19 protein-coding genes, 2 pseudogenes and 1 other annotated feature are annotated in these 25,741 nt (G+C 51.2%); of the genes and pseudogenes, 17 read left to right on the top strand and 4 right to left on the bottom strand.

What is annotated here, in order from left to right; translation table 11 throughout:
• Nucleotides 1–16 precede the first annotated feature (16 nt).
• Nucleotides 17–556 (bottom strand): transcription repressor NadR, encoded by a 540-nt coding sequence (locus ON063_RS06910; RefSeq protein ID WP_214695354.1) that lies wholly within the window; start codon nt 554–556, stop codon nt 17–19.
• A complete protein-coding gene (locus ON063_RS06915; protein WP_274664650.1) occupies nt 534–1,664 on the bottom strand; it encodes a cysteine desulfurase family protein in 1,131 nt (376 codons plus the stop codon). Before ON063_RS06915 ends, ON063_RS06910 begins: the two co-directional genes overlap by 23 nt.
• A 95-nt stretch (nt 1,665–1,759) precedes the next feature.
• On the opposite strand from ON063_RS06915, the gene ON063_RS06920 reads away from it, so the two are divergent.
• The 8 genes from ON063_RS06920 (at nt 1,760) to yajC (ending at nt 9,318) form a co-directional block, all read left to right on the top strand.
• Nucleotides 1,760–3,193 carry an L-aspartate oxidase gene (locus ON063_RS06920; RefSeq protein WP_274664651.1) on the top strand — a complete coding sequence of 478 codons (1,434 nt, stop codon included), beginning with the start codon at nt 1,760–1,762 and terminating at the stop codon, nt 3,191–3,193.
• A complete protein-coding gene (gene nadC / locus ON063_RS06925) occupies nt 3,147–4,016 on the top strand; it encodes a carboxylating nicotinate-nucleotide diphosphorylase (protein ID WP_274664652.1) in 870 nt (289 codons plus the stop codon). Before ON063_RS06920 ends, nadC begins: the two co-directional genes overlap by 47 nt.
• Nucleotides 3,979–5,058, top strand: coding sequence for a quinolinate synthase NadA (gene nadA, locus ON063_RS06930; protein ID WP_274664653.1), 1,080 nt, complete (start codon nt 3,979–3,981; stop codon nt 5,056–5,058). The genes nadC and nadA overlap by 38 nt, the downstream gene beginning before the upstream one ends.
• Before the next feature lie 93 nt (nt 5,059–5,151).
• Nucleotides 5,152–5,739, top strand: coding sequence for a Holliday junction branch migration protein RuvA (ruvA, locus tag ON063_RS06935; RefSeq protein WP_015881166.1), 588 nt, complete (start codon nt 5,152–5,154; stop codon nt 5,737–5,739).
• Between the two features lie 10 nt (nt 5,740–5,749).
• Nucleotides 5,750–6,751 carry a Holliday junction branch migration DNA helicase RuvB gene (ruvB, locus tag ON063_RS06940; RefSeq protein ID WP_214695364.1) on the top strand — a complete coding sequence of 334 codons (1,002 nt, stop codon included), beginning with the start codon at nt 5,750–5,752 and terminating at the stop codon, nt 6,749–6,751.
• 18 nt (nt 6,752–6,769) lie between these two features.
• Nucleotides 6,770–7,813, top strand: a complete 1,044-nt coding sequence (gene queA / locus ON063_RS06945) for a tRNA preQ1(34) S-adenosylmethionine ribosyltransferase-isomerase QueA (RefSeq protein ID WP_214695614.1) — start codon at nt 6,770–6,772, stop codon at nt 7,811–7,813.
• The gene (tgt, locus tag ON063_RS06950; RefSeq protein ID WP_015881169.1) at nt 7,810–8,955 is read left to right on the top strand and encodes a tRNA guanosine(34) transglycosylase Tgt; all 1,146 of its coding nucleotides are present in this window, start codon (nt 7,810–7,812) and stop codon (nt 8,953–8,955) included. Before queA ends, tgt begins: the two co-directional genes overlap by 4 nt.
• Nucleotides 8,956–9,039: 84 nt before the next feature.
• Entirely contained in the window at nt 9,040–9,318 is a 279-nt protein-coding gene (yajC, locus tag ON063_RS06955; protein WP_074035337.1) for a preprotein translocase subunit YajC, read from the top strand.
• A 19-nt stretch (nt 9,319–9,337) separates the two neighbouring features.
• Here yajC and ON063_RS06960 read toward each other — a convergent pair whose 3' ends face one another.
• Nucleotides 9,338–10,495, bottom strand: coding sequence for an NAD(P)-binding domain-containing protein (locus ON063_RS06960; RefSeq protein WP_274664654.1), 1,158 nt, complete (start codon nt 10,493–10,495; stop codon nt 9,338–9,340).
• 181 nt (nt 10,496–10,676) lie between these two features.
• On the opposite strand from ON063_RS06960, the gene ON063_RS06965 reads away from it, so the two are divergent.
• Nucleotides 10,677–12,449, top strand: coding sequence for a methyl-accepting chemotaxis protein (locus ON063_RS06965; RefSeq protein WP_274664655.1), 1,773 nt, complete (start codon nt 10,677–10,679; stop codon nt 12,447–12,449).
• 35 nt (nt 12,450–12,484) lie between these two features.
• On the opposite strand, the gene zupT is transcribed toward ON063_RS06965, so the two are convergent.
• Nucleotides 12,485–13,345, bottom strand: a complete 861-nt coding sequence (zupT, locus tag ON063_RS06970) for a zinc transporter ZupT (protein WP_274664656.1) — start codon at nt 13,343–13,345, stop codon at nt 12,485–12,487.
• A gap of 211 nt (nt 13,346–13,556) precedes the next feature.
• Between zupT and secD the strand changes: the two are divergent.
• The 8 genes and pseudogenes from secD to ON063_RS07015 form a co-directional block, all read left to right on the top strand.
• Nucleotides 13,557–15,774, top strand: a pseudogene (secD, locus tag ON063_RS14910) (protein translocase subunit SecD).
• Between the two features lie 99 nt (nt 15,775–15,873).
• On the top strand, nt 15,874–18,168 hold the full coding sequence (gene recJ, locus ON063_RS06985) for a single-stranded-DNA-specific exonuclease RecJ (protein ID WP_274664658.1): 2,295 nt from the start codon (nt 15,874–15,876) through the stop codon (nt 18,166–18,168).
• 1 nt (nt 18,169) lies between these two features.
• Complete coding sequence (locus tag ON063_RS06990) at nt 18,170–18,688, top strand: adenine phosphoribosyltransferase (RefSeq protein ID WP_074035183.1); 519 nt, start codon at nt 18,170–18,172, stop codon at nt 18,686–18,688.
• Nucleotides 18,689–18,877: 189 nt separating this feature from the next.
• On the top strand, nt 18,878–21,067 hold the full coding sequence (locus ON063_RS06995) for a RelA/SpoT family protein (RefSeq protein ID WP_211781458.1): 2,190 nt from the start codon (nt 18,878–18,880) through the stop codon (nt 21,065–21,067).
• A 16-nt stretch (nt 21,068–21,083) separates the two neighbouring features.
• On the top strand, nt 21,084–21,527 hold the full coding sequence (dtd, locus tag ON063_RS07000; protein WP_031421442.1) for a D-aminoacyl-tRNA deacylase: 444 nt from the start codon (nt 21,084–21,086) through the stop codon (nt 21,525–21,527).
• A gap of 96 nt (nt 21,528–21,623) precedes the next feature.
• Nucleotides 21,624–21,858 (top strand) — a binding site (T-box leader).
• A gap of 44 nt (nt 21,859–21,902) precedes the next feature.
• Nucleotides 21,903–23,241, top strand: a pseudogene (gene hisS / locus ON063_RS07005) (histidine--tRNA ligase).
• Nucleotides 23,238–25,010 (top strand): aspartate--tRNA ligase, encoded by a 1,773-nt coding sequence (gene aspS / locus ON063_RS07010; RefSeq protein WP_274664659.1) that lies wholly within the window; start codon nt 23,238–23,240, stop codon nt 25,008–25,010. Before hisS ends, aspS begins: the two are co-directional and overlap by 4 nt.
• Before the next feature lie 169 nt (nt 25,011–25,179).
• The coding region (locus tag ON063_RS07015) for a hypothetical protein (RefSeq protein WP_274664660.1) at nt 25,180–25,741 on the top strand (562 nt) is incomplete at its 3' end.

Raw genomic sequence — 25,741 nt, forward strand, 5'->3', positions numbered from 1 at the left:
TATTCGTGACATCTCTTCAATCTAATTCGGATACGAGAATACCAAGCCGGTCAAGCTCTTTCACCGCGGCATCAATCGCTTCCTGATGATCGGCTTCAAGTGTATGGACATGTAATCCTCCGGTCAATTGCGAGAGCGGTGAGGCCCCGTGTGCCTTGACACGTTCGAGGAAGGCGCGGACGTCACGTCGACTCTTCACCATGAGCTGTCCCGTGATGGATCCGTAAACAGGGTGGTCGATGATGACGTCTTTGATGGTGACCCCTTCATCGACGATGGCGTTCATCTCTGCCTCCATCTCCTCTGCCGTATGGCGACAAGCTACTTTTTTTGAATAGGTAGACGGAGTGAAGTCGCCGTGCAAATAAACGTAACCGCGCGCGGTGGCGACGATTTGGTGACCTTTCGCTTTTAAGAGCGACAAGTCTTGGACGATGACCTGGCGACTGACGGATACGTGCCTTGCCAGTTCAGATCCAGTGATCGGTTCATTGCTCGATTCGATCAGTTGAAGTAAAGTGCGACGGCGTTCTTCACCGGCTAAACGTTTGTTCATGATGTTCGACTCTCCTTGCTAAAGTGACGATGGCATCGGCGAGGGCCGATGTGTCTTCGACGGTCGTTTGCGCGCCGAAGGAAATGCGGACGAGTCCGTGGCAGGCGCTCGTCTCATATCCGAGTGCTTCGAGCATGCGGTTCGGTCCGTTCTGACCGGCGCGACATGCTGACCCGGCGGATACTTGGAACCCGAGATCGTCGAGCTCGGTCATCCACCATTGTCCGTCGCGTTGATGGGATACGAAGGAAAAGATAGCGGGACTTTGTTCGTCAAACTCGAGCCAATGGACATACGCTGACGTCTTCTCTTTCAAGATAGCACGAAACGCCATGAAATTTCTCTGAAAACGTGTCAGTTGATCCTGACGTTCCCCGAGCGCTTTGACGAAGGCGCTGATTCCGGGAACATCGATTGTCCCCGGACGAATCCCGTATTGGTGATGACCCGGATAGTAAGGTGGGGGAATCAAGCGTTCCATATAGAGGGCGCCGATCCCTTTTGGTCCACCGACCTTATGGGCGCTGAACGAGTAGGCGTCGATTCCTTCCACAGAAATCGGGATTTTCCCCAGTGCCTGTACCCCGTCCACGTGAAAGAGAATCTTTTTATATTTTAAGAGACATTGGATGTGATGGAGCGGCAACACCCATCCCGTGTCGGAATTGACGTGTTGGAGCGTGACGAGTCCGATGTCACGGTCGAGTAAGTGCGTAAACGTCTCCAAATCAAACTTTCCGTCTTTCAGTTTCAAGCGATGGACGATGATCCCTTCGCGTTCCCATTCTTCAAGTAGGAGGGCGACTGAATCATGTTCGTGCCAGGACGTGATCACTTCTTTGCCTTTCATGCGCTTCCGTAAGCTCGTCAGTGCGATGTAGTTACTTTCAGAACCACTTCCGGTAAACAATAATTTCCCACGTAAGACGTCGAGTCCGAGTGCTTGTTTAAGTAGTCGCCGTGCCTCTGTTAAGTAATCTTCAGCCATATATCCGTGCGCGTGGAGTGATGATGGGTTCCCATAAACGTTTTTGGCCATAGCCACGTAATGGTCTAATGCTGTGTGTGTCATAGGATGTGTAGCGGCGTAGTCGAAGTAGCGGTTCATCATGGACTCCCCTTTTCTCATGTTGTCTTCTACACAAAATTATGCGAAACTAATTTACAAGTCAACATTACATATGAAAAACAGGTGATATACAGGTGTCTTTACAGGTAGAGAAAACCGACATTTTGATTATTGGAACAGGACTTGCCGCCGTCGCGACGGCGCTACATGTGCCATCCTCATTGTCTGTCCTCCTCGTCTCCAAAGGGGAGGCGACGTCGACGAACTCCGATTTGGCACAAGGAGGGATTGCGAGCTCGTATCTCGAGGAGACGAGTGAGGCACATAAAGAAGACACGATGCTTGCTTCGAATCAGACATCGTGCTCAGAACGCGTCGACATTCTCGTGGAAGAAGGACGTCGAGCGATTGAAGAGATGGAACGGTTCGGTGTCCACTTCGATCGTGACGAGGACGGCTATGCCCTCGGGCGGGAAGGAGCTCATCGGTTGCATCGTATCTTTCATGCCGGGGGCGACGAGACCGGTCGACATGTCATGCGGCACTTACGTCAGTCTTTACCGGACAACGTGAACATACTCGAACACGTCCTCGTCCATGACCTTGTGATGAAGGAAGGACGAGTCGTCGGTGCGATGGCGTTTCAGAAAGAAAAATGGCTACACATCGAGGCAGGTGCCGTCGTTCTCGCGACCGGTGGAATCGGTGGACTTGTCGATTGGACTTCGAACGCTCAGACGGTGACCGGTGACGGTCTCGTCTTGGCAAATCGATGCGGGGCCAAACTGACGAACTTACAACGGATCCAATTTCACCCGACCTTATTGGCCGCAGAGGAACCTCATCTCGTCACCGAAGCGCTCCGTGGTGCCGGTGCGAAGCTCGTCGATCCATACGGAAACGATGTGATGGCGCATCACCCGCTTGGGAGTCTCGCCCCTCGAGACGTGGTGGCCCGTGTCTTAACAGACCGAGTTGGACCCGTCTTTCTTGATACGACTAGTGTGACGCGACTACGTGAGCGGTTCCCGAAACTCGCAACGACGTGTGACAAGTTAGGCATCGACCTTCGCCAAATCCCCGTTCGCCCAGGGCTCCATTTTCATATGGGCGGAATCGAAGTGGATGAGGCGGGTCGAACGGACGTCGACGGATTGTATGCCGTCGGAGAAGTGGCGGAAGCAGGTGTACACGGGACGAATCGACTGGCCTCAAATTCACTCTTGGAATGCTGGGTGTTCGGAAAACGTGTCGCTGAGGCGATTCGAGTGAAGGAAAGAGGCTTTGCGACGAGTGATGTGATGGCATATGACATCTCACCTGACACGTTCCGTGCGCTCCGTCATCAAATCGGCAAGTGGTTGACGATTTCACCGAATCACGACGAAATAAAATGCTTCTTACAAAATACCCAAACGTTGACCATGACGAAACACGTGACAAGACAATTAAGTGAACAAACTTTACAACTCGATGCGGCGCGTCTCATCGCGCAAAGCATCCTCGAAATGGAGAGGTACGATGAACACGATTTATCTACGCGAACAGCTACGACAGTTTCTGATTGAGGATATCGGATATGGCGATCTATCGAGTGAACTGATCGATGAACAGGACGAGTCAGTCGCGACCGTCATTGCAAAAGAGGAAGGCGTCTTCTGCGGGAAGCCAATCGTTCAAGAACTTGCTAGAATGCAACAACTCGAATTGGTGGATTGCCAAGATGACGGGAGTCGGATTGCCCCTGGCGATGAACTGATCGTCTTGAAAGGGAAGACTCGTGTCCTGTTAGAGACGGAACGTGTCTTATTGAATGTGATTCAGCGTGTGAGCGGGATTGCGACGATGACACGTCAATGTGTCGATGCGCTCGATGACGACTCGATTCATGTCACGGATACGCGGAAAACGACACCGGGACTCCGCATGCTTGAGAAGTATGCCGTTCGTATCGGTGGCGGCTACAACCATCGACTCCGCCTCGACGATGCCGTCATGATCAAAGACAACCATATCGTCGCACTCGGCGGTGTGACAGAAGCCATTCACGCCGCACGTTCGAGAGTCGGTCATACGACCCCGATTGAAGTCGAGGTCGAATCGTTCGCCCAGCTCTTAGAAGCCGTTCAAGCGAATCCAGATATTGTGATGCTCGATAATCGGACGCCGGATGAACTGCGAGAATGGGTCCAGCATATTCCGGACCATATCACCATCGAAGTGTCTGGCGGCATCACGCTCGACTCGATTGACGACTATCGAGGGATTCGCATCGATGTCATCTCACTCGGTCAGTTGACCCACTCGGTACGGGCGCTCGACTGCAGTATGAATTTACAAGGAGGAATGAAACATGCAACTACTCGGAACACTCCCACCGACGTACGCTAATCTATCGGTGGAGGAAATGGAGACGCGGATTCAAGCGGTCAAGGACCGGCTCGGGACACGTCTCTTCTTACCGGCGCATCATTATCAAAAAGACGAGGTCGTCCAATTCGCGGACGCGACAGGAGATTCGCTCCAGCTCGCGCGGCTCGCGGAACAGATGAGCGAAGCGGAATTCATCGTCTTCTGTGGCGTGCATTTCATGGCGGAGACAGCAGACATGTTGACACGCGACGATCAGATTGTCGTCTTACCTGATATGCGGGCCGGTTGCTCCATGGCAGACATGGCTGATATCGATCAGACAGAGATTGCGTGGGAAGAATTGACGGAGCAGTTCGGGGAAGGAATCATCCCGATTACATACGTCAATTCGACGGCGGCCATCAAGGCATTTGTCGGACGTCATGGCGGGGCGACGGTCACATCGTCGAACGCACATGAAATCGTCCGCTGGGCGCTAGAAGCAGGAGAGCGGATTTTGTTCCTTCCCGACCAGCATCTCGGACGGAATACGGCGTATGACCTTGGCATCCCGCTCGAGGCGATGGCCGTCTGGGATCCGCTCCGCGAAGAACTAGTGGCAGAAGGAGACCTCGAACAGATTCGGGTCATTCTTTGGAAAGGACATTGTTCTGTACATGAGAAGTTCACCGTCTCGCAAATTCAAGCGTTCCGTGAGCGCGAACCGGATCGTCGCATCATCGTTCATCCGGAGTGCACGTTTGATGTCGTGCAGGCAGCCGATGAGGCAGGATCGACGTCGTATATCATCGACAAGATTGATGTGAGCGAACCCGGGACAAAATGGGCGGTCGGGACGGAGATGAACCTCGTGAACCGATTGGCGGCGACGTATCCGCATCTCGATATCGTCTCGTTGAACCCGTTCATGTGTCCATGTCTGACGATGAACCGAATCGACTTGCAACATCTCCTCTGGGCGCTCGAGTCGCTCGAGACGGACCCTGTGAACATCATTCGCGTTGATGCTGAGACGACAGAGTTGTCGAAACGTGCACTTGAACGTATGCTCGCACGGTAATCGCTTCAGGACAGGCAAATGCCTGTCCTTTTTTCATATCGCTCGTTATGGTACAATAAATGCAGTTTTTCCGACCGAAAAGGAGATTACACCGTGATTGAATTCGTAAAAGGACCCGTCGCCTATGTGTGTGCGGAATATATAACGTTAGATGTCTCGGGCGTCGGCTACAAAGTACATGTGCCTAACCCGTTTTTTTATCGTGAACAAGACGAACATGTAATCGTGTTTACGCATCATTACGTCCGTGAAGATCAACAGACGCTATACGGTTTCCGGTCACGCCGGGAACGGGAGCTCTTCAATAAACTCCTTAGCGTGAGCGGTATCGGACCGAAGGGGGCACTCGCCATCGTCGCCTCTGGAGATATCGACGCGTTGATCGATGCGATTGAAACCGAGAATGAGAAGTATTTGACGAAGTTCCCGGGAGTCGGGAAGAAGACGGCCAAACAGATGGCACTCGACTTGAAAGGGAAGTTATCCGAACTCGCACCGGATTATGTGCCGAACGAAGGCTTATTCGCACAAGGTGCATCAGAACTAGATGAGGCGTGTGAGGCGCTCGTCGCCCTCGGATATTCTGAACGAGAGATCGCGAAAGTCCGCAAAGCATTGAGCGGCGAGATCTTGACGACCGACGCGTACATAAAACGCGCGCTACAGCTGTTATTGAAATAAGGAGGAAGCTATGGACGAACGATTGTTGTCACAATCTCATCAGCAATATGAAGACTCTGAAGAGTGGAGCTTACGTCCGCAGCGCTTCGAGCAATATATCGGGCAGGAAAAGGCGAAAGGTAATTTGTCGGTCTTCATTCAGGCCGCCAAACTTCGCAGTGAGACGCTCGACCACGTCCTATTGTATGGACCACCGGGACTCGGGAAGACGACGCTCGCGCAAATCATCGCCAACGAGATGGGCGTCGGCATCAAGACGACCGCCGGACCGGCGATTGAACGCCCGGGTGACCTGGCTGCGATTCTCTCGACACTTGAGCCGGGTGACGTCTTATTTATCGATGAGATTCACCGGTTGAGCCGGACGATTGAAGAGATTCTCTATCCGGCGATGGAAGATTACTGCCTCGACATCGTCTACGGACAAGGTGAGATGGCGCGAAGCGTCCGCATCGATTTGCCACCGTTCACACTCGTCGGGGCGACGACGCGGGCCGGGATGTTATCGGCGCCGCTTCGTGACCGTTTCGGGGTCACATTGAAACTTGAATACTATGAGCCACATGAACTCGCGGCCATCGTCAGTCGGACGGCCCAGCTGTTCCGCCTTTCGATCTCACCTGAGGCGAGTGGCGCGATTGCGAAGCGCTCGCGAGGGACACCGCGGATTGCCAATCGTCTCTTGCGTCGAGTCCGTGACTTCGCTCAGGTAGCCGGCACGAAAGAAATCGATCCAGTGCTCGCATCCGATGCGCTCGACCGTCTACACGTCGATGCGCTCGGACTCGATGAAGTCGACCACCGATTGCTTCGGGCCATGGTAGAACGGTTCGGAGGTGGACCGGTCGGGCTTGAGACGCTCGCCGCAACGATCGGCGAGGATGCTCAGACGATTGAGGACGTCTATGAGCCATATTTATTACAACAAGGGTTCTTGCAGCGGACGCCGCGAGGACGGATGATCACACAGTTTGCCAAGTCGCATTTTGGTTATGAAGAGGAAGAGGAGTAAGGTATGCAAGACATTCAATTGAACGTAAACGATTATGATTTTGAATTGCCAGAAGAGTTGATTGCCCAGGTCCCATTGCTTGATCGGACGAGCTCGCGTCTGCTCGTATTGGACCGTGAGACAGGAGACATCGAGCATCGTCATTTCCGTGACGTGCTCGACTACTTGAACGAGGGAGATGCGCTCGTCGTCAACGATTCGCGCGTCTTACCGGCTCGTCTTTTCGGAGCGAAACAAGAGACAGGCGGGAAAGTGGAGCTGCTCTTATTGAAACAGACGGAAGACGACGTATGGGAAGCGCTCGTCAAACCGGCGAAAAAAGTCCGCGTTGGTTCGATCGTCGAATTTGGTGACGGACTTCTCCGCGCAGAATGCGTCGAGGAACTCCCGGAAGGTGGACGTCGCTTCAAGTTCGACTACGACGGTATCTTCTACGAGATTTTAGACGAACTCGGAACGATGCCACTCCCACCGTACATCCGCGAACAACTCGATGACCAAGATCGTTATCAAACGGTCTATGCGCGGGAACGTGGCAGTGCAGCCGCTCCGACAGCAGGTCTCCATTTCACAGAAGAACTGCTCGAGGCAGCGAAGGCGAAAGGGGTTCGATTGATCCCACTCACGCTTCACGTCGGTCTCGGTACGTTCCGTCCGGTGACGGCTGATTCGATTGAAGAACATACGATGCATAGCGAATATTTCGAGTTGTCAGCTCAATCGGCTGAAGCGCTCCGAGATGTCCGGTCGAACGGAGGTCGCATCTTCGCGGTCGGTACGACATCGACACGAACGCTCGAAACAATCATGCGAGACCATGGGGACTTCGTCGAGTCATCGGGCTGGACGGATATCTTTATCTACCCTGGTGTCGAGTTGAAGGCAATCGATGGATTGATCACGAACTTCCACTTGCCTAAATCGACACTCGTCATGCTCGTCTCGGCATTCGCGACGCGCGACATCATCTTACACGCTTATCGGACTGCGGTCGCAGAACGATACCGCTTCTTCAGTTTTGGAGACGCGATGCTCATCACGAGGAAGGAAGTAACAAAATGACAAAACACGCAGTCACATACGAACACATTCATACATGTAAACAGACCGGAGCGCGGCACGGAATCGTCCATACGCCGCACGGGTCGTTCGAAACACCGGTCTTTATGCCGGTCGGGACGCAAGCGAGCGTCAAGACGATGGCACCAGAACAGGTCAAGGCGATGGGTGCGAACATTATCTTGTCGAACACGTACCATCTATGGGTTCGTCCGGGGCATGAGGTTATCAAACAAGCAGGCGGGCTTCATAAGTTCATGAACTGGGACGGCGCGATTCTCACGGACTCAGGTGGCTTCCAAGTGTTCTCGCTTGCCGATCTTCGAAACATTCAAGAAGAAGGCGTCCATTTCCGTAACCACTTGAACGGCGACAAATTGTTCTTGTCACCGGAAAAGGCGATGGAAATTCAAAACGCGCTCGGGTCGGATATCATGATGGCATTCGATGAGTGCCCACCTTATCCGGCGACACATGAATACATGAAGAAGTCGGTCGAACGCACGAGCCGCTGGGCAGAACGTTGCCTTGAGGCACACGAGCGTCCGGAAGACCAAGCGCTCTTCGGGATCATCCAAGGTGGGGAATATGAGGATCTTCGTCGTCAAAGTGCACAAGACCTCGTCTCACTCGATTTCCCAGGATATGCGGTCGGCGGTCTCTCAGTCGGTGAACCGAAAGACGTCATGTATCGTGCCCTCGAGTTCACGACGCCGCTCATGCCGGAAAACAAACCACGTTATTTGATGGGTGTCGGTTCGCCGGACGCATTGATTGAAGGGTCGATTCGTGGAATCGATATGTTCGACTGTGTCCTCCCGACACGGATTGCACGGAACGGGACGCTCATGACTTCGAAAGGTCGCGTCACAATCAAGCAAGCGAAGTATAAGACAGACTTCGGCCCGATCGATGAGAAGTGTGACTGCAACACGTGTAAGAACTACTCACGTGCCTATGTCCATCATTTGATTCGTGCGGACGAGATGTTCGGCCTTCACTTATGTACGACACACAACCTTCACTTCCTCGTGAAGTTGATGGAGCAGGTTCGTCAAGCGATTCGCGAAGACCGTTTGCTCGATTTTAAAGAAGAGTTCTTCGAAGAATACGGCTACAACAAGCCGAACGCGAAGAATTTCTAAACAAACGTGTCGGACATTGTGTGACAATGCTTCAGTTTCACGGTATAATGAACCTGATATTGAAGGAAAGGGTGAATGTTACTCATGGAAACACTCGTTGCGTTATTACCAATGATCTTGATTTTCGTCGTATTTTACTTCTTGTTGATTCGTCCACAAACGAAACGCCAAAAAGAAGTTCAAGCGATGCAAAACGCCCTCGAGCGTGGCGACAGCGTTGTCACAATCGGTGGTTTACACGGCGTCGTTCATCAAATCGAAGACACACATGTCGTTTTGAAATGCGATCAATCACTTCTCCGTTTCAACCGAAGCGCAGTTGCGGAAGTCGTGAAAAAAGCGAATGCCTCATTTGAGGAATAAGCAAGTAAGCGTCTGACCATTATGGTCGGACGCTTTTTTGTGTGGATAGAAGTTGGGGGAGAATTCTTCGGGCAGCCTCTTGTCCACCGTAGACGGCTCTCGCGAATGGACCGATAATCAAATCCGCATAGGCACCCGTCAAGTATAGACCAGGCGTCCATTCGAGACGTTCATTCAAGGCAGGTGTGCCACATGGCGTGAGAGGAAGATCGAGCTGGTCGATTAATGGCTGCAAGAAAGTCTCTTTCACAGGGTGCGGTCTAATTCCTGTACAACAGACGACTTCTTGCCCGGCAAGTTTTTCACCGTTCACGAATAACGAATCACTGTCCCGCTCGACTTCTCCGATGAGATGTGTCACGGCATTCGTTTGAATGAGGCGTTTCACTTTCAAGACGAGATCGTTCGGAGCGGAACCCGGCTTTCGTTCACGGGCGATAAATGATCGCTTTGTCGTCCAGTCTTGTTTCAGACGATGGAAGTCAACTAATCCTTTCGGTCCCATGAACTGCCGATCGGCGTCGAATTGACTCACTTCTAGTGGTCGTCTCGTCACGAGTGTCACGTGATGACCTTGATTGACACGCTTCACGACATAATGAAGTGCTGTGATGCCACCGCCGACGACAATCACTTCATCTGATTCGTCCGAAGGATCTTTCATGAACACGTGTCGGCAACGTTCGTCCGCCCATTCGGGTAACACGACATTTGCGGATTGTCCGATTGAGACAATGACAGAGTCCGCGACGATGAGGCGGCGGTCTGTTCGGACGTGATAGTGCGCCCCATCTTTTCGGAGCGTCATCACCCGTTCGTTGCCGAGGAATCGCTCCTTGAGGCGATACTTGTCCCATAATGATTCGGCATGGTCGTTGAACAGTTCGAGCGAAGGACGACCGAACGTATCTTTGAAGTGATTGGAGCGATAGGCATAACGAGATGCGAATTGCTTCAAGGCGTGCGGATTCGAAGAAACGTGGTGCACGCGAGTCGAACGAAGGTGTGACATGGAGATGGATGAAGTTTGCTGTTTCCAATTCGTGAGCGGGTCTGTGTGTCGGTCGACAATCAGAACGTCTTCTAATTGCCCGCCTTGTTCCATATATGAGATGGCGAGCGTCATCCCATGGACACCCGCGCCGATAATTAATAAGGATGTGTTCTCAACATTCATGTGAATACCTCTCAAAACGTAATAATTACGATTTAAAGTATACAAAACATGACTTCTTTTTGTCAAAACGAAATCGAATCAACATTCATCCACCTCATTTCGAAAAATCGATTTGATTCATGAAAACGTTTGCATTAATGTCAAATTGAGAAGAAATTCGAGATGAAGGAGAACGGATGACATGGACGTGAAACGATTGGTACGACCGATGAAGAAGTGGAAAGGGTGGACATGGAAGCGGAGCGGTACAAAACAGAAAGGGCGTTCTTCTCTCAGAAGACGAATGTCGATTGCGCTAGTTCCCACAATTATCGCGCTCGTCCTTGTCGGAGCGCTTGGTTCATATCAACTGAGACAATCGACTGCTGCATATGACCGAGTCCTGAACGAGGGGACACAGGAGATGCTGTTGGCTGAAAATCTGTCGCTTGCGGTGACCGATGCGGAACGCTATTTGAATTACTATATGCTCGTCGCCAATCCGAAAACACTCATCAGTCTGCAAAGTGTCCAGGAGCAGCGTGACGAGTTGATGGCTTCACTGAAAGCATCCTCTTCAGATGAGAAGATTTTATCTTGGTTGGGGGATTTGGAGAAATTTAATGAGTTGTTGGACCGTGAGATGAGTCGCGCCATCGAACTTCGCCAGCAACAAGATGAGATTGGGTATAAAACGGTCCTCAACACGAGTGTGACGCCGACGACGGACCGTGTTCGGATGACGGTGACAGACCTTGTCGAATACAAGGGCGAACTCCTCGCATCCGAGACGAAAGCTGTACAGGCCGAAGCGGAGAGCTCAATCCTCTGGATGCTTGTCATTAGCGTCGTCGGTGTCGTGATCGGTATCCTGTCCTTACTTGCCTTGCAACGCCTCTTCTTAAAACCGATCAACCGACTCGGTCGTCAAGCACGAATCATGGCGGGTGGCGATTTGACGGGTGAAGATATTGAGGTCGCCTCAAACGATGAGCTCGGCGACCTTGTCACGGCTTTCAACGAGATGAAACATAACCTCGTCGGATTAATTCGTCGAGTTGGCGAAGCTTCCGAGAAAGTCACTGCCTATTCTGAAGAACTGTATGCGAGTACGGAACACGTGGCGACAACGACTCAAGGTGTCTCTCGTCTGTTTGAAGATATGAATGTGGCGGCCCAAGGGTCCTCCAAACGAGCGGAAGAAGGGACGATTGGCGTCAATCAAGCGGTTGACGGATTGAACCAGATTGCCGCAGCGTCACAAGGCGTGAACGAACAGACGATTCATACACTTGAAGCGGCAAACGGTGGGCTTGAGACCGTTCAATTAGCAGAGCAGCGAATGCAAGAGATTCGTCGCGCCAATGAGCTCACGCAACAGATGGTGACTCGTCTTTCGAACCAGTCGCTTGAGATTGAGAAGATTACCCGCTCCATCACGGCCATTACGGAACAGACGAACTTGCTTGCGCTCAATGCGGCCATCGAGGCGGCACGTGCGGGTGAACATGGGAAAGGATTCGCGGTCGTCGCGGCAGAAGTGAGAAAGCTTGCCGAGGAGTCGAAGCAATCTGCCATTCAAATTCAGACCGTCGTTCGTGACATCCAGCGAGACACGGAGCAAGTCGAGACCGCGTTCGAAGAATCGAGCGTACATGTCGAGAGTGGGGTATCACAGATGGGTGAAGTCGCCTCGGCGTTCCGCGAGATTGTATCGGTCATTGAAGAGACGTCACGTCAGATGAGTGAGATTGCCGCTGCGACAGAAGAAGTCAGTGCCAATACGACAGAAGTTGCCGTTTCGGTCGAGGATATGTCCACGAACGCCGTCTCGACCCAACGGAGCGTCGAAGAGGCGGGGGCCAATGTCGAGGAACAACTCGCGGCCATCCAAGAAATCAACAGCATCGCCGAGACGATGAGTCATATGTCGTCTGAATTAAAAGATGTCGTCCATGTATTTAAGACGACATGACAAATGCCCTGACGCTCGCGTCAGGGCATTGCTCGTTACATTAATAAGATAAGACTCGTCGCCATGACAATCATCCCGGCGACCATTCCATACATCGAATGGTGGGCATGCCCATATTCACGGGCCGCAGGGAGTAACTCATCGAGTGAGATGAAGACCATGATCCCACCGACTGCTGCGAACAAGAGACCAAATACCGTGTCGCTCAAGAACGGCATGAGGAGTAAAAATCCGATGGCTGCTCCGGCAGGCTCTGCAAGACCGGATAACATCGAAAGCTTGAACGCCTTTTTCCGTGAACCGGTCGCATAATAAATCGGCACAGAGACGGCGATCCCTTCTGGAATGTTATGCAGCGCGATGGCAATGGCAATGGCCACGCCGACGGCTGGGTCATCGAGCGCCGACACAAATGTGGCGAGTCCTTCCGGGAAGTTGTGAATCCCGATGGCGAGTGCCATGAAGACTCCCATTTTCTTTAGGCGACTTTGTGTCTCAGGATGATTGATTGGAGCCGCTTCATTTGTTGCTGTCGTTGCCAGCTCTTGTGTTGACGGGTCGTTCTGCATCGATTCAACGAACTTGACCTCGTGCGGGTTCTCCATTTTCGGAATGAACTTATCGATCATGCCAATCAAGAACATTCCACCGAAGAACGCGAGGACGGTATAAATCGTTCCCGTATACTCCCCGTGTGCACCGACGAGCTCGTCAAGCGCCTTTGGGAAAATCTCGATGAACGATACGTAAATCATGACACCGCCTGAAAATCCGAGAGAGATGGATAAGAAAGCCGTGTTCGTCCGTTTCGCAAAGAATGCGATCATACTCCCGATCCCTGTCGCAAGCCCTGCGAACAAGGTGAGGAGAAACGCAAAAATAATTGTGCTGTCCATGTGGAAAGACTCCTTTGATGTTGTGATGTTAGCTACATCATACATGAAGTTTTGCCCTTGTGCAACATTTAGTCTTATACGCAAATTAACGCTACATTTACGTGAATAGACGTTACAATTTTAGGAAAATGATTGATAAATGTTTAGAAAATTTGTAATGTTAACGAGAGAAGTTATATCAAGAACAGTGGTTTAGAAAGGAAATAGTCGTATGTACAAAAAAGGCAACATTGCGATTTTCGCGATCATCATGATTGCGACAATCCTGCTCGCTGTGTTCTCGACACCTTGGGTCGTCAAGAACACGAACCTCGGACTCGACTTAAAAGGTGGATTCGAAGTTTTGTATGAAGTACAACCGCTCGAAGACGGCGACGTCATCGACGAGTCGGCGATGAATGCAACCGTTCGCGCCATCAACAACCGAATCAACGTCCTCGGGGTTTCCGAACCGGACGTTCGGATCGAAGAGAACAATCGAATCCGTGTCCAGCTCGCTGGCGTATCGAACCAAAACGAAGCGCGCGAAGTCATCTCGTCAACAGCACAATTGACGTTCCGTGACGTGGATGACAATGTCTTGCTCGACGGGAAAGATTTGGCTCCTCGTGGCGCAGCACTCAGCTACGATCAGCAAGGACAACCAGTCGTTGAGTTGACGCTTCAATCGGCCGATCAGTTTGGCGAAGTGACGTCTGAAATCTCACAACGTCCGGCTCCTGAGAACCGTCTCGTCATCTGGCTCGATTACGAAGAAGGCGACACATACGAAGAAGAGATTCAAAAAGAAAACTCGAAAATCGTGTCGGACGCTTCTGTAAATGGTCCGATCTTGTCAGATAAAGCGATTATCTCGGGTGGCGGGATTGATGCGGAGAGCGGACAACGCCTTGCCGACATCTTGAACGCAGGGGCACTCCCGGTCAAACTCGATGAAATCTACTCGACGTCGGTATCGGCTCAGTTCGGTCAAGACGCATTAGAAGAAACGGTATTTGCCGCTACAATCGGGATTGTTGCCGTGTTCATCTTCATGTTGTTCTTCTATCGTCTACCAGGACTCGTGTCGATCATCACGCTTGTACTGTATATTAACTTGATCATGTTGTTCTTCAATGGAATCAACGCGGTCTTGACGCTCCCAGGGATTGCAGCACTCGTCCTCGGGGTCGGGATGGCGGTCGATGCAAACATCATCACGGCGGAACGAATCAAAGATGAGCTCCGCTCCGGGAAGTCGGTCTTGTCGGCATTCCGTGCCGGTAACCGTCGTTCCCTCAGTACGATCATTGATGCCAACTTGACGACGCTCATCTCGGCTGCGGTCTTGTTCTACTTTGGACAAAGCTCGGTCAAAGGATTTGCGGTCATGCTCATGATCTCAATCGGGATGACGTTCATCTCGAACGTATTCATCTCACGTTATTTGATGCACCTCCTTGTCTCAAGTCGTCTGTTCGACAAACGTAAAGGATGGTTTGGTGTGAAGGAGAGTGAAATCCGTGAACTTTAAGCTTACTGAATGGAATTACGTCAAACATATGCGCACGATGTTCTTGGTTTCGACGGCAATCGTCGTTCTCGGAATCGGTCTCTTGTTCTTCAGAGGATTGAACCTTGGAATCGACTTCGCCTCAGGAACACGTGTCGAGGTATTAACAGAAGAACGTGTCTCGCAAGAAGAGTTCACACAAGCGTTCAATGACGCAGGGATTGACCAAGAGATTTCGAGCGTCCAGTATGCAGATGAAGGACGTTTGGCATATGTCACGTTCGTCGGACAATTAGGTCAAGAAGAAGTCGCGAGCGTCAAGACGGCGTTCACGGAGCAGTTCGGAAACGACCCGAACATCAGCACCGTGTCGGCTCAGGTCGGTCGTGACTTGGCGAAAAACGCCTTGTATGCGGTAGCCGTCGCTTCGATCGGGATCATCCTGTATATCACGGTCCGTTTCCAGTTCTCCTATGCGGTTGCAACCGTGGTGGCGATGTTACACGATGCTTTCTTCATGATCGTCGCATTCTCACTCTTTGGGATTGAGGTCAACTTGTACTTCATCGCAGCGATTCTGACGATTATCGGTTATTCCGTCAACGATACGATTGTTACGTTCGACCGCGTGCGGGAGAATATCACGTCGTATGAAAAAGAACGGAAGATTCGTTCGATGGACGTCTATGAGTCGATCATCAACAAATCGATTCAAGAGACGATTGTTCGTTCGGTTAATACCGTCATCACGGTACTCGTGACGGCGATCGCCTTGTACGTGTTCGGTGCCGAGTCGATTCGCAGCTTCTCGCTCGCATTGATTATCGGACTCTTCATGGGGATGTACTCATCCATCTTCATCGCATCGTACTTGTGGCTCCTCATCAAACGCACGACGATCAACAAGAAAAAAGATACGCCGGTCACAGAGGCGTAACAAGTGGGTCTCCCTTCAAACGGGAGACCTTTTAAAATGTCAAGACGGCACATCTTTCACGTGGTCTGCTATAATCTACAATTGATTGGAGTGAAGGACATGTACCATTCGAAGAAACAGTGGCTCTACCCGGAAACGAACCCGGACGATGTCACACGTTTACAAAACGAATTAAATATATCAGCACAACTCGCGACATTGCTCGTTCAGCGTGGACATCAGGATGTAGAAGCGGCCAAGGCATTTTTGTATGCCGAGGAAGAACTCGTCTTTCATGACCCGTATTTGTTTGAACAGATGGAAAAAGTCGTATCCCGGATCAAGCAGGCTGCAGACGAGGGGGAGATGGTACTTATCTATGGCGACTATGATGTCGATGGTGTCAGTGCCTCTTCGGTCATGTGGCACGCCTTGACCGAAATCGGTGTTATGGCCGAGTGCTATATCCCAAACCGTTTCACGGAAGGGTATGGACCGAACAAGGAAGCGTTCCAATGGGCAGCGAACGAAGGGTTCACCTTGGTGATCACAGTGGACTGTGGAATCTCAGGGATTGAAGAAGCGACACTATTAAAAGACCTTGGTGTCGATTTGATTATCACCGACCACCACGAACCGAAAGAGACATTGCCGGACGCGTATGCCATCATCCACCCGCACATCGACCCGAGATATCCATACGATAAACTCGCTGGTGCAGGTGTCGCCCTCAAAGTGGCGCATGCCGTTTTAGGTAGAATGCCAGAGGAACTCCTTGATTTGGCCGTCCTCGGAACAATCGCTGACCTCGTCCCACTCGACGGTGAGAACCGATTGCTCGCGAAAAAAGGAATCGCGGCACTCGAAGCCTCGAAACGACCTGGCATTTTAGCATTACGTGAAGTGTGTGGTCTCGGTGATAGCGTGTTAAACGAAGAATCGGTCGGTTTCGCGTTCGGTCCACGGATCAATGCGGCGGGACGTCTCGATTCGGCGATGCCGGCGCTGCAAATGCTCTTAGCTGAACATGTCGAAGAAGCGCTCGAACTTGCGAAACAGCTCGATAAGCAGAATAAAGAACGTCAAGACATCGTCAAAACGATTACGGCTGAAGCGAAAGAACTCGTCGAGGCATCGATGACCGAGGACCGTGTGCTCGTCGTCGCGAGTGAGAAGTGGAACCCGGGAGTCGTCGGGATCGTCGCCTCTCGTCTCGTCGAGGCGTACTATCGTCCGGTCATTCTCCTTTGCCACGACCCGGAGACGGGCAAGGCAAAGGGATCGGGTCGCTCGATTGATGGGTTTGACCTATTTAAAGAACTCTCGAAAAATGAAGACATCTTGCCGCACTTCGGGGGGCATCCGGCCGCAGCCGGGATGACGCTTCAGTCCGAGAATGTCGCCGAATTGCGTGAACGACTGAATCGCCAAGCGGAAATAATTCCAGATGACGTATTCGTGCCACGGGTCAACGTCGATTTGAAACTGACGGTCAATGACGTCTCGCTCGATTTGATTTCAGAGATTGCGAAACTGGCGCCGTTCGGCATGGGCAACCCGTCGCCACGCGTCGTCGTCGCAGATGCGAAACTGCGCGATATTCGTCAAATCGGACGCGATGCAACACACTTGAAAGTACAGCTCGCCGGAGACAAGCGAGAACTCGACGGCATCGGCTTCGGGTTCGGACATGTCGTCTCGGAAATCTCACAGATGGCCCACATCTCGGTGATGGGAAGTCTTCAAGTGAATGAATGGAACGGGATGCGAAAGCCGCAGCTCATGATTCAAGACTTACGCGTCGATGACTTCCAAGTGTTCGACTATCGCGGGAAGAAAAAATCGGTACAAGAGCTGAAAGACTTACCGAAAGAACATACGTCGTTCTTGTCGTTCCAAGGGACAACCGAAGACTACCCGCTCCATGAAGGAGACGAACCGCTCAATCGTTTCGTCGTCCTGCTCGATTTGCCTGACGATGAAGACATCCTCGCAGAAAAACTCCATGAAGGCGTCGAGCGGATCTATTGCGCATTCGGTCAAGGGGACTCGTTCTTTGAACGGCTTCCTTCACGTGAGGATTTCCGAACGTATTACGTACACATGGCGACATGCGAACGGAATAATCTACGTGAAAACCTGATTCGTCTGTCAAAAGAACGAAAATGGTCAAAAAATACGATTCAATTTATGCATCAAGTATTCTCTGAACTCGAATTTCTTGTTACAATGGAAGACGGACTGCCTGGAGTCAATCCAGAAGCACCGAAACGCGATTTGACCGAGGCGCCGTGCTATCAACGCCGGATTGGGCGCCAACAACTCGAAGAGCGTTTCGTATACGCGTCATTGGCGGAGCTCAAAGAGCGGTTACAATCGTTGCGATCGAACAAGATGCAGGAGGCATACACATAAAATGGATTTCAAACATCATATTAAAGAAGTAGCGGATTACCCGAAGGAAGGAATCAGCTTCAAAGACATCACGTCACTCATGCAAAATGGCGAAGTCTACAAGAAATCGGTAGATGAGCTCGTCGCTTATGCACGTGAACGAGGAGCAGAGTTGATTGCTGGACCGGAAGCGCGCGGATTTGTCGTCGGTTGCCCGGCAGCATATGCACTTGAACTCGGGTTCGTACCTGTACGTAAAGAAGGAAAGTTACCACGTGAGACAGTACGTGTATCATACGGTCTCGAGTACGGAACAGACATCTTAACGATGCACAAAGATTCAATCCAACCTGGACAACAAGTAGTCATCCTCGACGACTTGCTCGCAACAGGTGGTACGATTGAAGCGACGATCAAAATGATTGAACAACTCGGTGGAGTTGTGGCAGGAATCGGGTTCCTGATCGAACTCGACGGACTCGGTGGACGTGAGCGTCTTGAAGGATATGACGTCTTCTCACTCATCCGATACGAAGACTAATGTTTAAACGGGAAGCATATGCTTCCCGTTTTTGAATAGTTTTTGAGGAAAATAACCTACAACCTTTGACAGGTCGTCAGATTTTTTCGATAATGGTTATAAAAATTAGAGAATCTTGTATATAAACTACTACCATGCTGCGACGAATCCGAGGCGATTGGAGCGGTTAGAAAAAGGGTGTCGAATGTTATGACCAAAAAACAAATCGTAAGTATTGAGGATCTTCTCGACGCGCTCGGGGAGTATATGGGTGACGACGATATAGCCGAAGTGAAACGCGCTTACGAATACGCAAAACTTCATCATACCGGTCAGTTCCGACGTTCGGGCGAGCCCTATATCCTCCATCCGGTCCAAGTGGCCGGTATTCTCGTTGATATCGGCTTAGATGCCACGACGATTATCGGAGCGCTTTTACATGATGTTGTCGAAGATACGGATATTTCGTTACAGCAATTGACGGACGATTTCGGTCCGGATGTGGCCATGCTCGTCGATGGCGTCACGAAACTTGGGAAGATTAAATACAAGTCGAAAAAAGAAGAGCTCGCCGAGAACCATCGGAAGATGATTATCGCGATGGCGGAAGACGTGCGCGTCATCTTGATCAAACTCGCGGACCGTCTTCACAACATGCGGACACTTCAGCATATGCCTAAAGAAAAGCAAGTGCAAAAGGCCGAAGAAACGCTTGAAATCTTTGCCCCGCTCGCACACCGGATGGGGATTTCGACGATCAAGTGGGAGCTCGAGGATATTTCGTTACGTTATATCAACCCGCAGCAATACTACAAGATCGTCTCGATGATGAAACAGAAGCGGACGGAACGAGAAGCGCTCGTCACTTCTGTCATCACGGAAGTGAACGGAGTTCTTGAAGAAGTGCATATTGATGCCGACGTGAACGGCCGACCGAAACATATCTATTCCATCTACAACAAGATGGTGAAGCATAAAAAAGAATTCAATGAAATTTATGATTTGATGGCGGTCCGCATTATCGTCGACTCGATCCGCGATTGTTATGCGGTACTTGGGATCATCCACACGCAATACAAGCCGATGCCAGGACGCTTCAAAGATTATATCGCCATGCCGAAGCCGAACATGTACCAGTCGCTCCATACGACCGTGATCGGTCCGAAAGGTGAGCCGCTCGAAGTCCAGATTCGGACGAAAGACATGCATTTCATCGCCGAGTTCGGGATTGCGGCACACTGGGCGTATAAAGAAGGGAAGAACGTCTCGACGAACGGGTTCGATGAGAAGATTGCGCACCTTCGTGAGATTCTTGAGCTTCAAAAAGATACGACCGATGCCGAGGAATTCATGGAGTCGCTTAAAGTCGACTTCTTTAGTGATATGCTCTACGTCTTCACACCAAAAGGGGACGTATTCGAATTGCCGAAAGGCTCTGTCCCGATCGACTACGCCTACCGGATCCATACGGAGATCGGCCATCGGATGACAGGTGCGAAAGTGAACGGTCGGATGGTCCCGCTCGACTACAAACTCGAGACGGGTGACATCATTGAAATCATCACGTCGAAGCACAGTTATGGACCGAGTAAGGACTGGTTGAAACTCGCGGTTTCGAGTCAGGCCAAGAACAAGATTCGTCAATGGTTCAAACGTCAACAGCGTGAAGAGAACGTCGAGAAAGGGAAAGATCTCGTCGAAGCAGAAATCAAGAAGCTTGGTTTTGAACCGAAAGAGATTATCGATGAGCCGGCACTCAGTATCGTCGTCGAGAAGTTCAACTTCGGGAACGAGGAAGAGATGTATGCCGCTGTCGGTTACCAAGGCATCACGGCCGCTCAAGTCGCACATAAATTGACGGAGAAGCAGCGGAAAGAGCCGAAACTCGAACTTTCTGAAGCAATCAGCGAACTAAAAGTCAGTCAGGCACCGAAAAAGAAAACGACGGAAGCGGGCGTAACGGTCAAAGGAATCGACAATATGCTCGTCCGTATGAGCCGTTGCTGTAACCCGGTCCCGGGAGATGAAATCGTCGGATATATCACCCGTGGACGCGGGGTCTCGATTCACCGGAAAGACTGCTTGAACATCGTCAATGAACAACATCCGGAGCGTCTTCTTGACGTCGAATGGGAAGTCGGACAGGCGAAAGAGAAGAACTATAACGTCGATATCGAAATCACGGGATATGATCGTTCAGGTCTCTTGAACGACGTCCTACAAGCAGTATCGGCGACGAATACGAATATCGTGGCCGTCAGCGGTCGGGGCGACCAAAACAAACAAGCCCGCATCTCGATGACGATCTCGATTCCGAACGTGAATCACTTGCAGAAAGTCGTCGAGCGCATCAAACAAATCTCAGACGTGTATTCGGTAAGCCGAGTCATGATGACGTGACGAAAGGAAGAGGAACGTGCGTGTATTATTGCAACGAGTGAAAGAAGCATCGGTCACAGTCGAGGAAGAAGTCGTCGGGGCAATCAACGCCGGATACTTGCTTCTCGTCGGTGTGACACATGAAGATACTGAAGAAGAAGTGAACTGGCTCGCCGATAAGGTGACCGGACTTCGCGTCTTCGAGGACGATCAAGAAAAGATGAACTTATCGATTCAAGATGTGTCCGGTCAAATCTTGTCGGTCTCGCAATTCACATTGTATGGAGATACGATGAAAGGACGGCGACCTGCTTTTACAAAGGCCGCAAAACCGGACATGGCCGAGACGCTCTATGAAAAATTCAATGAGCGACTCCGGTCAAACGGGCTCGTCGTCGAGACGGGACGCTTCGGTGCGATGATGGACGTCGCACTCGTCAATGACGGCCCGGTCACACTCATGCTCGAAAAAAACGCTTGACAGATGCCGACTTGATTCGGCATCATGAAGCATATAGTCAAACACCTAAAACGCTTGACAGATGCCGACTTGATTCGGCATCATGAAGCATATAGTCAAACACCTATGATAAAGAAGAGTACGGTCAACCCACCAGCAAAGAGAGCGATGCCTTGGCTGAAAGCATCGACTGGATGATGACCCGAACGACACTTTGGAGGTGCTCCCTTGAAAATAAGTAGGGGGAGCCGTCTCATCGGGCGTTAACCGATTTCGAGTGGCAGAGTTTCAAGTAATGGCTCTGCAACGAGGGTGGTACCACGGGAAACTTACACAGGCTCTCGTCCCTTTGCGGACGAGGGCCTTTTTGTATTTTTTAAGGAGGGAAATGTGATGATGAAAGCACCACGCGGTACACAAGACCTGCTTCCGGGCACGGTCGAGACGTGGCAATATGTCGAGGAAAAACTTCGCGACATGAGCGCCCGTTACAACTATAAAGAGATCCGCACACCAATCTTTGAAACAACGAACCTGTTCACACGCAGTGTCGGGGAAACGACGGACATCGTACAAAAAGAGATGTTCACGCTCGTGAAGAAAGGGAAAGACGAGTACACACTTCGCCCAGAAGGAACGGCATCTGTCGTCCGTGCGTTCGTGACGAACAAACTGTTCGGAAATCCGGACCAACCGACGAAGCTCTACTACATGGGACCGATGTTCCGCTACGAGCGCCCACAAAAAGGCCGCTTCCGTCAGCTTCACCAATACGGTGTCGAAGCGATCGGCAGTAGCGATCCGGCCGTTGACGCTGAAGTCATCAGCCTCGCCTACTCGATCTACAAGTCGTTTGGGCTTCAGAAAATCAAAGTCGTCGTCAACTCGCTTGGGGACGCGGAAAGCCGCAACGCCCACCGCGATGCACTCATCCGTCACTTCGAGCCGGTGGCAGGCGAACTTTGCCAAGACTGTCAGTCACGTCTTTACAAGAACCCGCTTCGCATCTTGGATTGTAAGGTCGACCGCGATCACCCATCGATGAAGACAGCACCGTCAATCCTTGAGTATTTGAACGAAGAATCGAAAGCCTATTTCGACCAAGTGCTCGCACAACTCGATGCACTCGGCGTCGCCTACGAAGTCGACCCGACGCTCGTTCGTGGGCTCGATTATTACACGCACACGGCGTTTGAAATCATGTCCGAGGCAGAAGGGTTCGGAGCCATCACGACACTTTGTGGCGGTGGACGCTACAACGGTCTCGTACAAGATATCGGCGGACCGGACATGCCGGGAATCGGTTTCGGGATCGGGTTGGAGCGCCTCATCCTCGCATTGGAGAATGAAGGAGTCTTACCTGAACTCGAGACAGGTCTTGATGTCTTCATCGTTGCGCAAGGTGAGAAAGAAGTTGAACTAACGGCGACACGCCTCTTGCAACTCCTCCGCATGGAAGGGTTCAAGGCTGACCGTGATTACCAAGGACGCAAGTTCAAAGGACAATTCAAACAGGCGGACCGCCTGAAAGCCAAGTTCACAGTCATCTTAGGGGATGACGAAGTCGAGCGCGGGGCAGCGCCTGAAAGCCAAGTTCACAGTCATCTTAGGGGATGACGAAGTCGAGCGCGGGGCAGCCGCCTTGAAAGATATGACGACTGGTGAACAAGTCGACGTGCCACTCTCGGCCGTCGCAGACAAAATTCGTGAACTATCGGAAGGAGCAGGACAATGATCGGACGCACACATATGAACGGCCGCGTGACAGAGTCACTCATCGGCCAAGAAGTACAATTAAAAGGATGGGTACAAAAACGACGTGACCTAGGGGGACTCATCTTCATCGACCTTCGTGACCGCACAGGGATCGTCCAAGTCGTCGTACGCCCGGAAAACGAAGCAGTCCACCAACTCGCGGAAACGATTCGTAGCGAGTATGTCCTCGACGTGAAAGGAACGGTTCTCGAACGTGAGAACAAGAACCCGAACATGCCGACAGGAAACATCGAAGTCATCGCGTCTGAGATCAACATCTTGAACGCGGCGAAGATGACACCAATCCCAATCGGTGATGAAGCGGAAAACGTCTCAGAAGACCTTCGCCTCAAATATCGTTACCTCGACCTTCGTCGTCCAGCGCTTCAAGAGACGTTCCGTCTCCGCTCGAAGACGTCGAACACGATCCGTAACTTCTTGACGGAGCAAGAGTTCCTCGAAGTCGAAACGCCAATTTTGACGAAGTCGACACCAGAAGGCGCACGTGACTATCTCGTACCGAGCCGTGTCCACGGTGGTGAGTTTTACGCACTCCCGCAATCACCACAGCTCTTCAAACAGTTGCTCATGGTCGCAGGATTTGACCGTTACTTCCAAATCGCACGCTGCTTCCGTGACGAAGACCTTCGTGCAGACCGTCAGCCTGAGTTCACGCAAGTCGACATCGAGACGAGCTTCATGGACATCGAAGACTTGATGGCGATGATGGAATCAATGATGGGACAAGTCATGAAATCGACGCTCGGTCGTACGGATACACCGGCTAAGTTCGAGCGTATGACATACGCGGAAGCGATGCGCCGTTTCGGTTCAGATAAGCCGGACACACGTTTTGGCCTCGAACTCATCGACGTAGCTGACGCCGTGAAAGGTGCGGGCTTCAAAGTATTCGACGCCGCACTCGAATCAAACGGACAAGTCAAAGCGATCAATGTCAAAGGTGAGGCGGACAACTTCTCACGTAAAGACATCGACAAGCTTCAAGAGTTCACAGCGGTCTACGGTGCGAAAGGTCTCGCATGGCTCAAAGTGACAGCGGAAGGCTTGAACGGTCCGATCGCGAAGTTCTTCGACGAAACGTACGCACAGAAGTTGATCGAAGCGACGAATGCAGAAGCAGGAGACCTTCTCCTCTTCGTCGCATCGAAACCAACTGTCGTCGCAGACAGCCTTGGCGCACTCCGCGTCAAACTCGGACACGACCTCGGTCTCATCGACGAGTCGAAATTCAACTTCCTGTGGGTGACAGACTTCCCACTCGTGACGTTTGAAGAAGAAGACGGTCGTTTCTATGCGAACCACCACCCGTTCACGATGCCAAACCGTGAAGACCTTCACCTTCTCGAGACAGACCCGGCAAGCGTACGCGCCATCGCGTATGACCTCGTCTTGAACGGTTACGAGCTCGGCGGTGGTTCACAGCGTATTTACGAGCGTGACATCCAGGAGCGCATGTTCAAATTGCTCGGCTTCACGCAAGAAGAAGCAGTTGAACAGTTCGGATTCTTACTCGAAGCGTTCGAATACGGTACACCACCACACGCAGGGATCGCACTCGGTCTCGACCGTCTCGTCATGATTCTTGCTGGTCGTTCGAACCTTCGCGACACGATTGCCTTCCCGAAAACGGCTTCGGCAAGCGACTTGCTCACGCAAGCACCGAGCCCGGTTGCGGACGCGCAACTTGAAGAGTTGTCGATTCGTACGGCAGTAAAAGAGAAAAAATAATACGCTTAAACAGGATTCGTCATTCTCGGCGAATCCTGTTTTATATTTTTCTGACAACTTTGTATAAGGTTATGATACGATTATGGAATAAAATGTATTTTGAAAGTAGGGGAAATGTTGAAGCGAAATTAATAAGTTGGCATTAGGGGTATGTCTAGGGGTTGCAACGATGTTATCCGGGTGTACGGATGACACAAAAGCTGCACCAGAAGTGGAAGAGGTTGTTCAAAAGACGGAGTCGATGACAGAATCGACACCGGATGCACCAGCAACATCCGAACCGGAGGAAACATCGGAACCAGCCATCCGTTTACAAAGTGCGGGAGAGAGCGAATCAATTGGGGAAGTGGAATCGTATGACTTATCTCTATTCTTTGCAGATCAAGTACCGATGATCGCACCAGAGCACATCACAGGAAACCGAATCGTCTATACGGAGTTGATTGAAGAAAGCACCAGTCAAATAAGTGTATACGATACGCGGCGTAATACAAACAATCTTATTCATACGTCCTCCAAAACGATTGGGAATCTTGTCGGGATTCAAGATGAAGTATTTTGGGTTGAATATGCACAGGCTGAAGGGTATGTATATGAGTGGTCGGTTTTTACAATGTCGTTGGATGAACAAAAGCCTGAACAAATAGCGGAAGGGACTAGTCGGTTTGAGACGCCCGTTCCTTATGTAACAGCTTCAGATGATACCGTCACATGGGTCGATTATGAGGCGT

Origin of the sequence: Exiguobacterium sp. B2(2022) (assembly GCF_028823655.1) — a bacterium.
Classification (GTDB): domain Bacteria; phylum Bacillota; class Bacilli; order Exiguobacteriales; family Exiguobacteriaceae; genus Exiguobacterium; species Exiguobacterium aestuarii_A.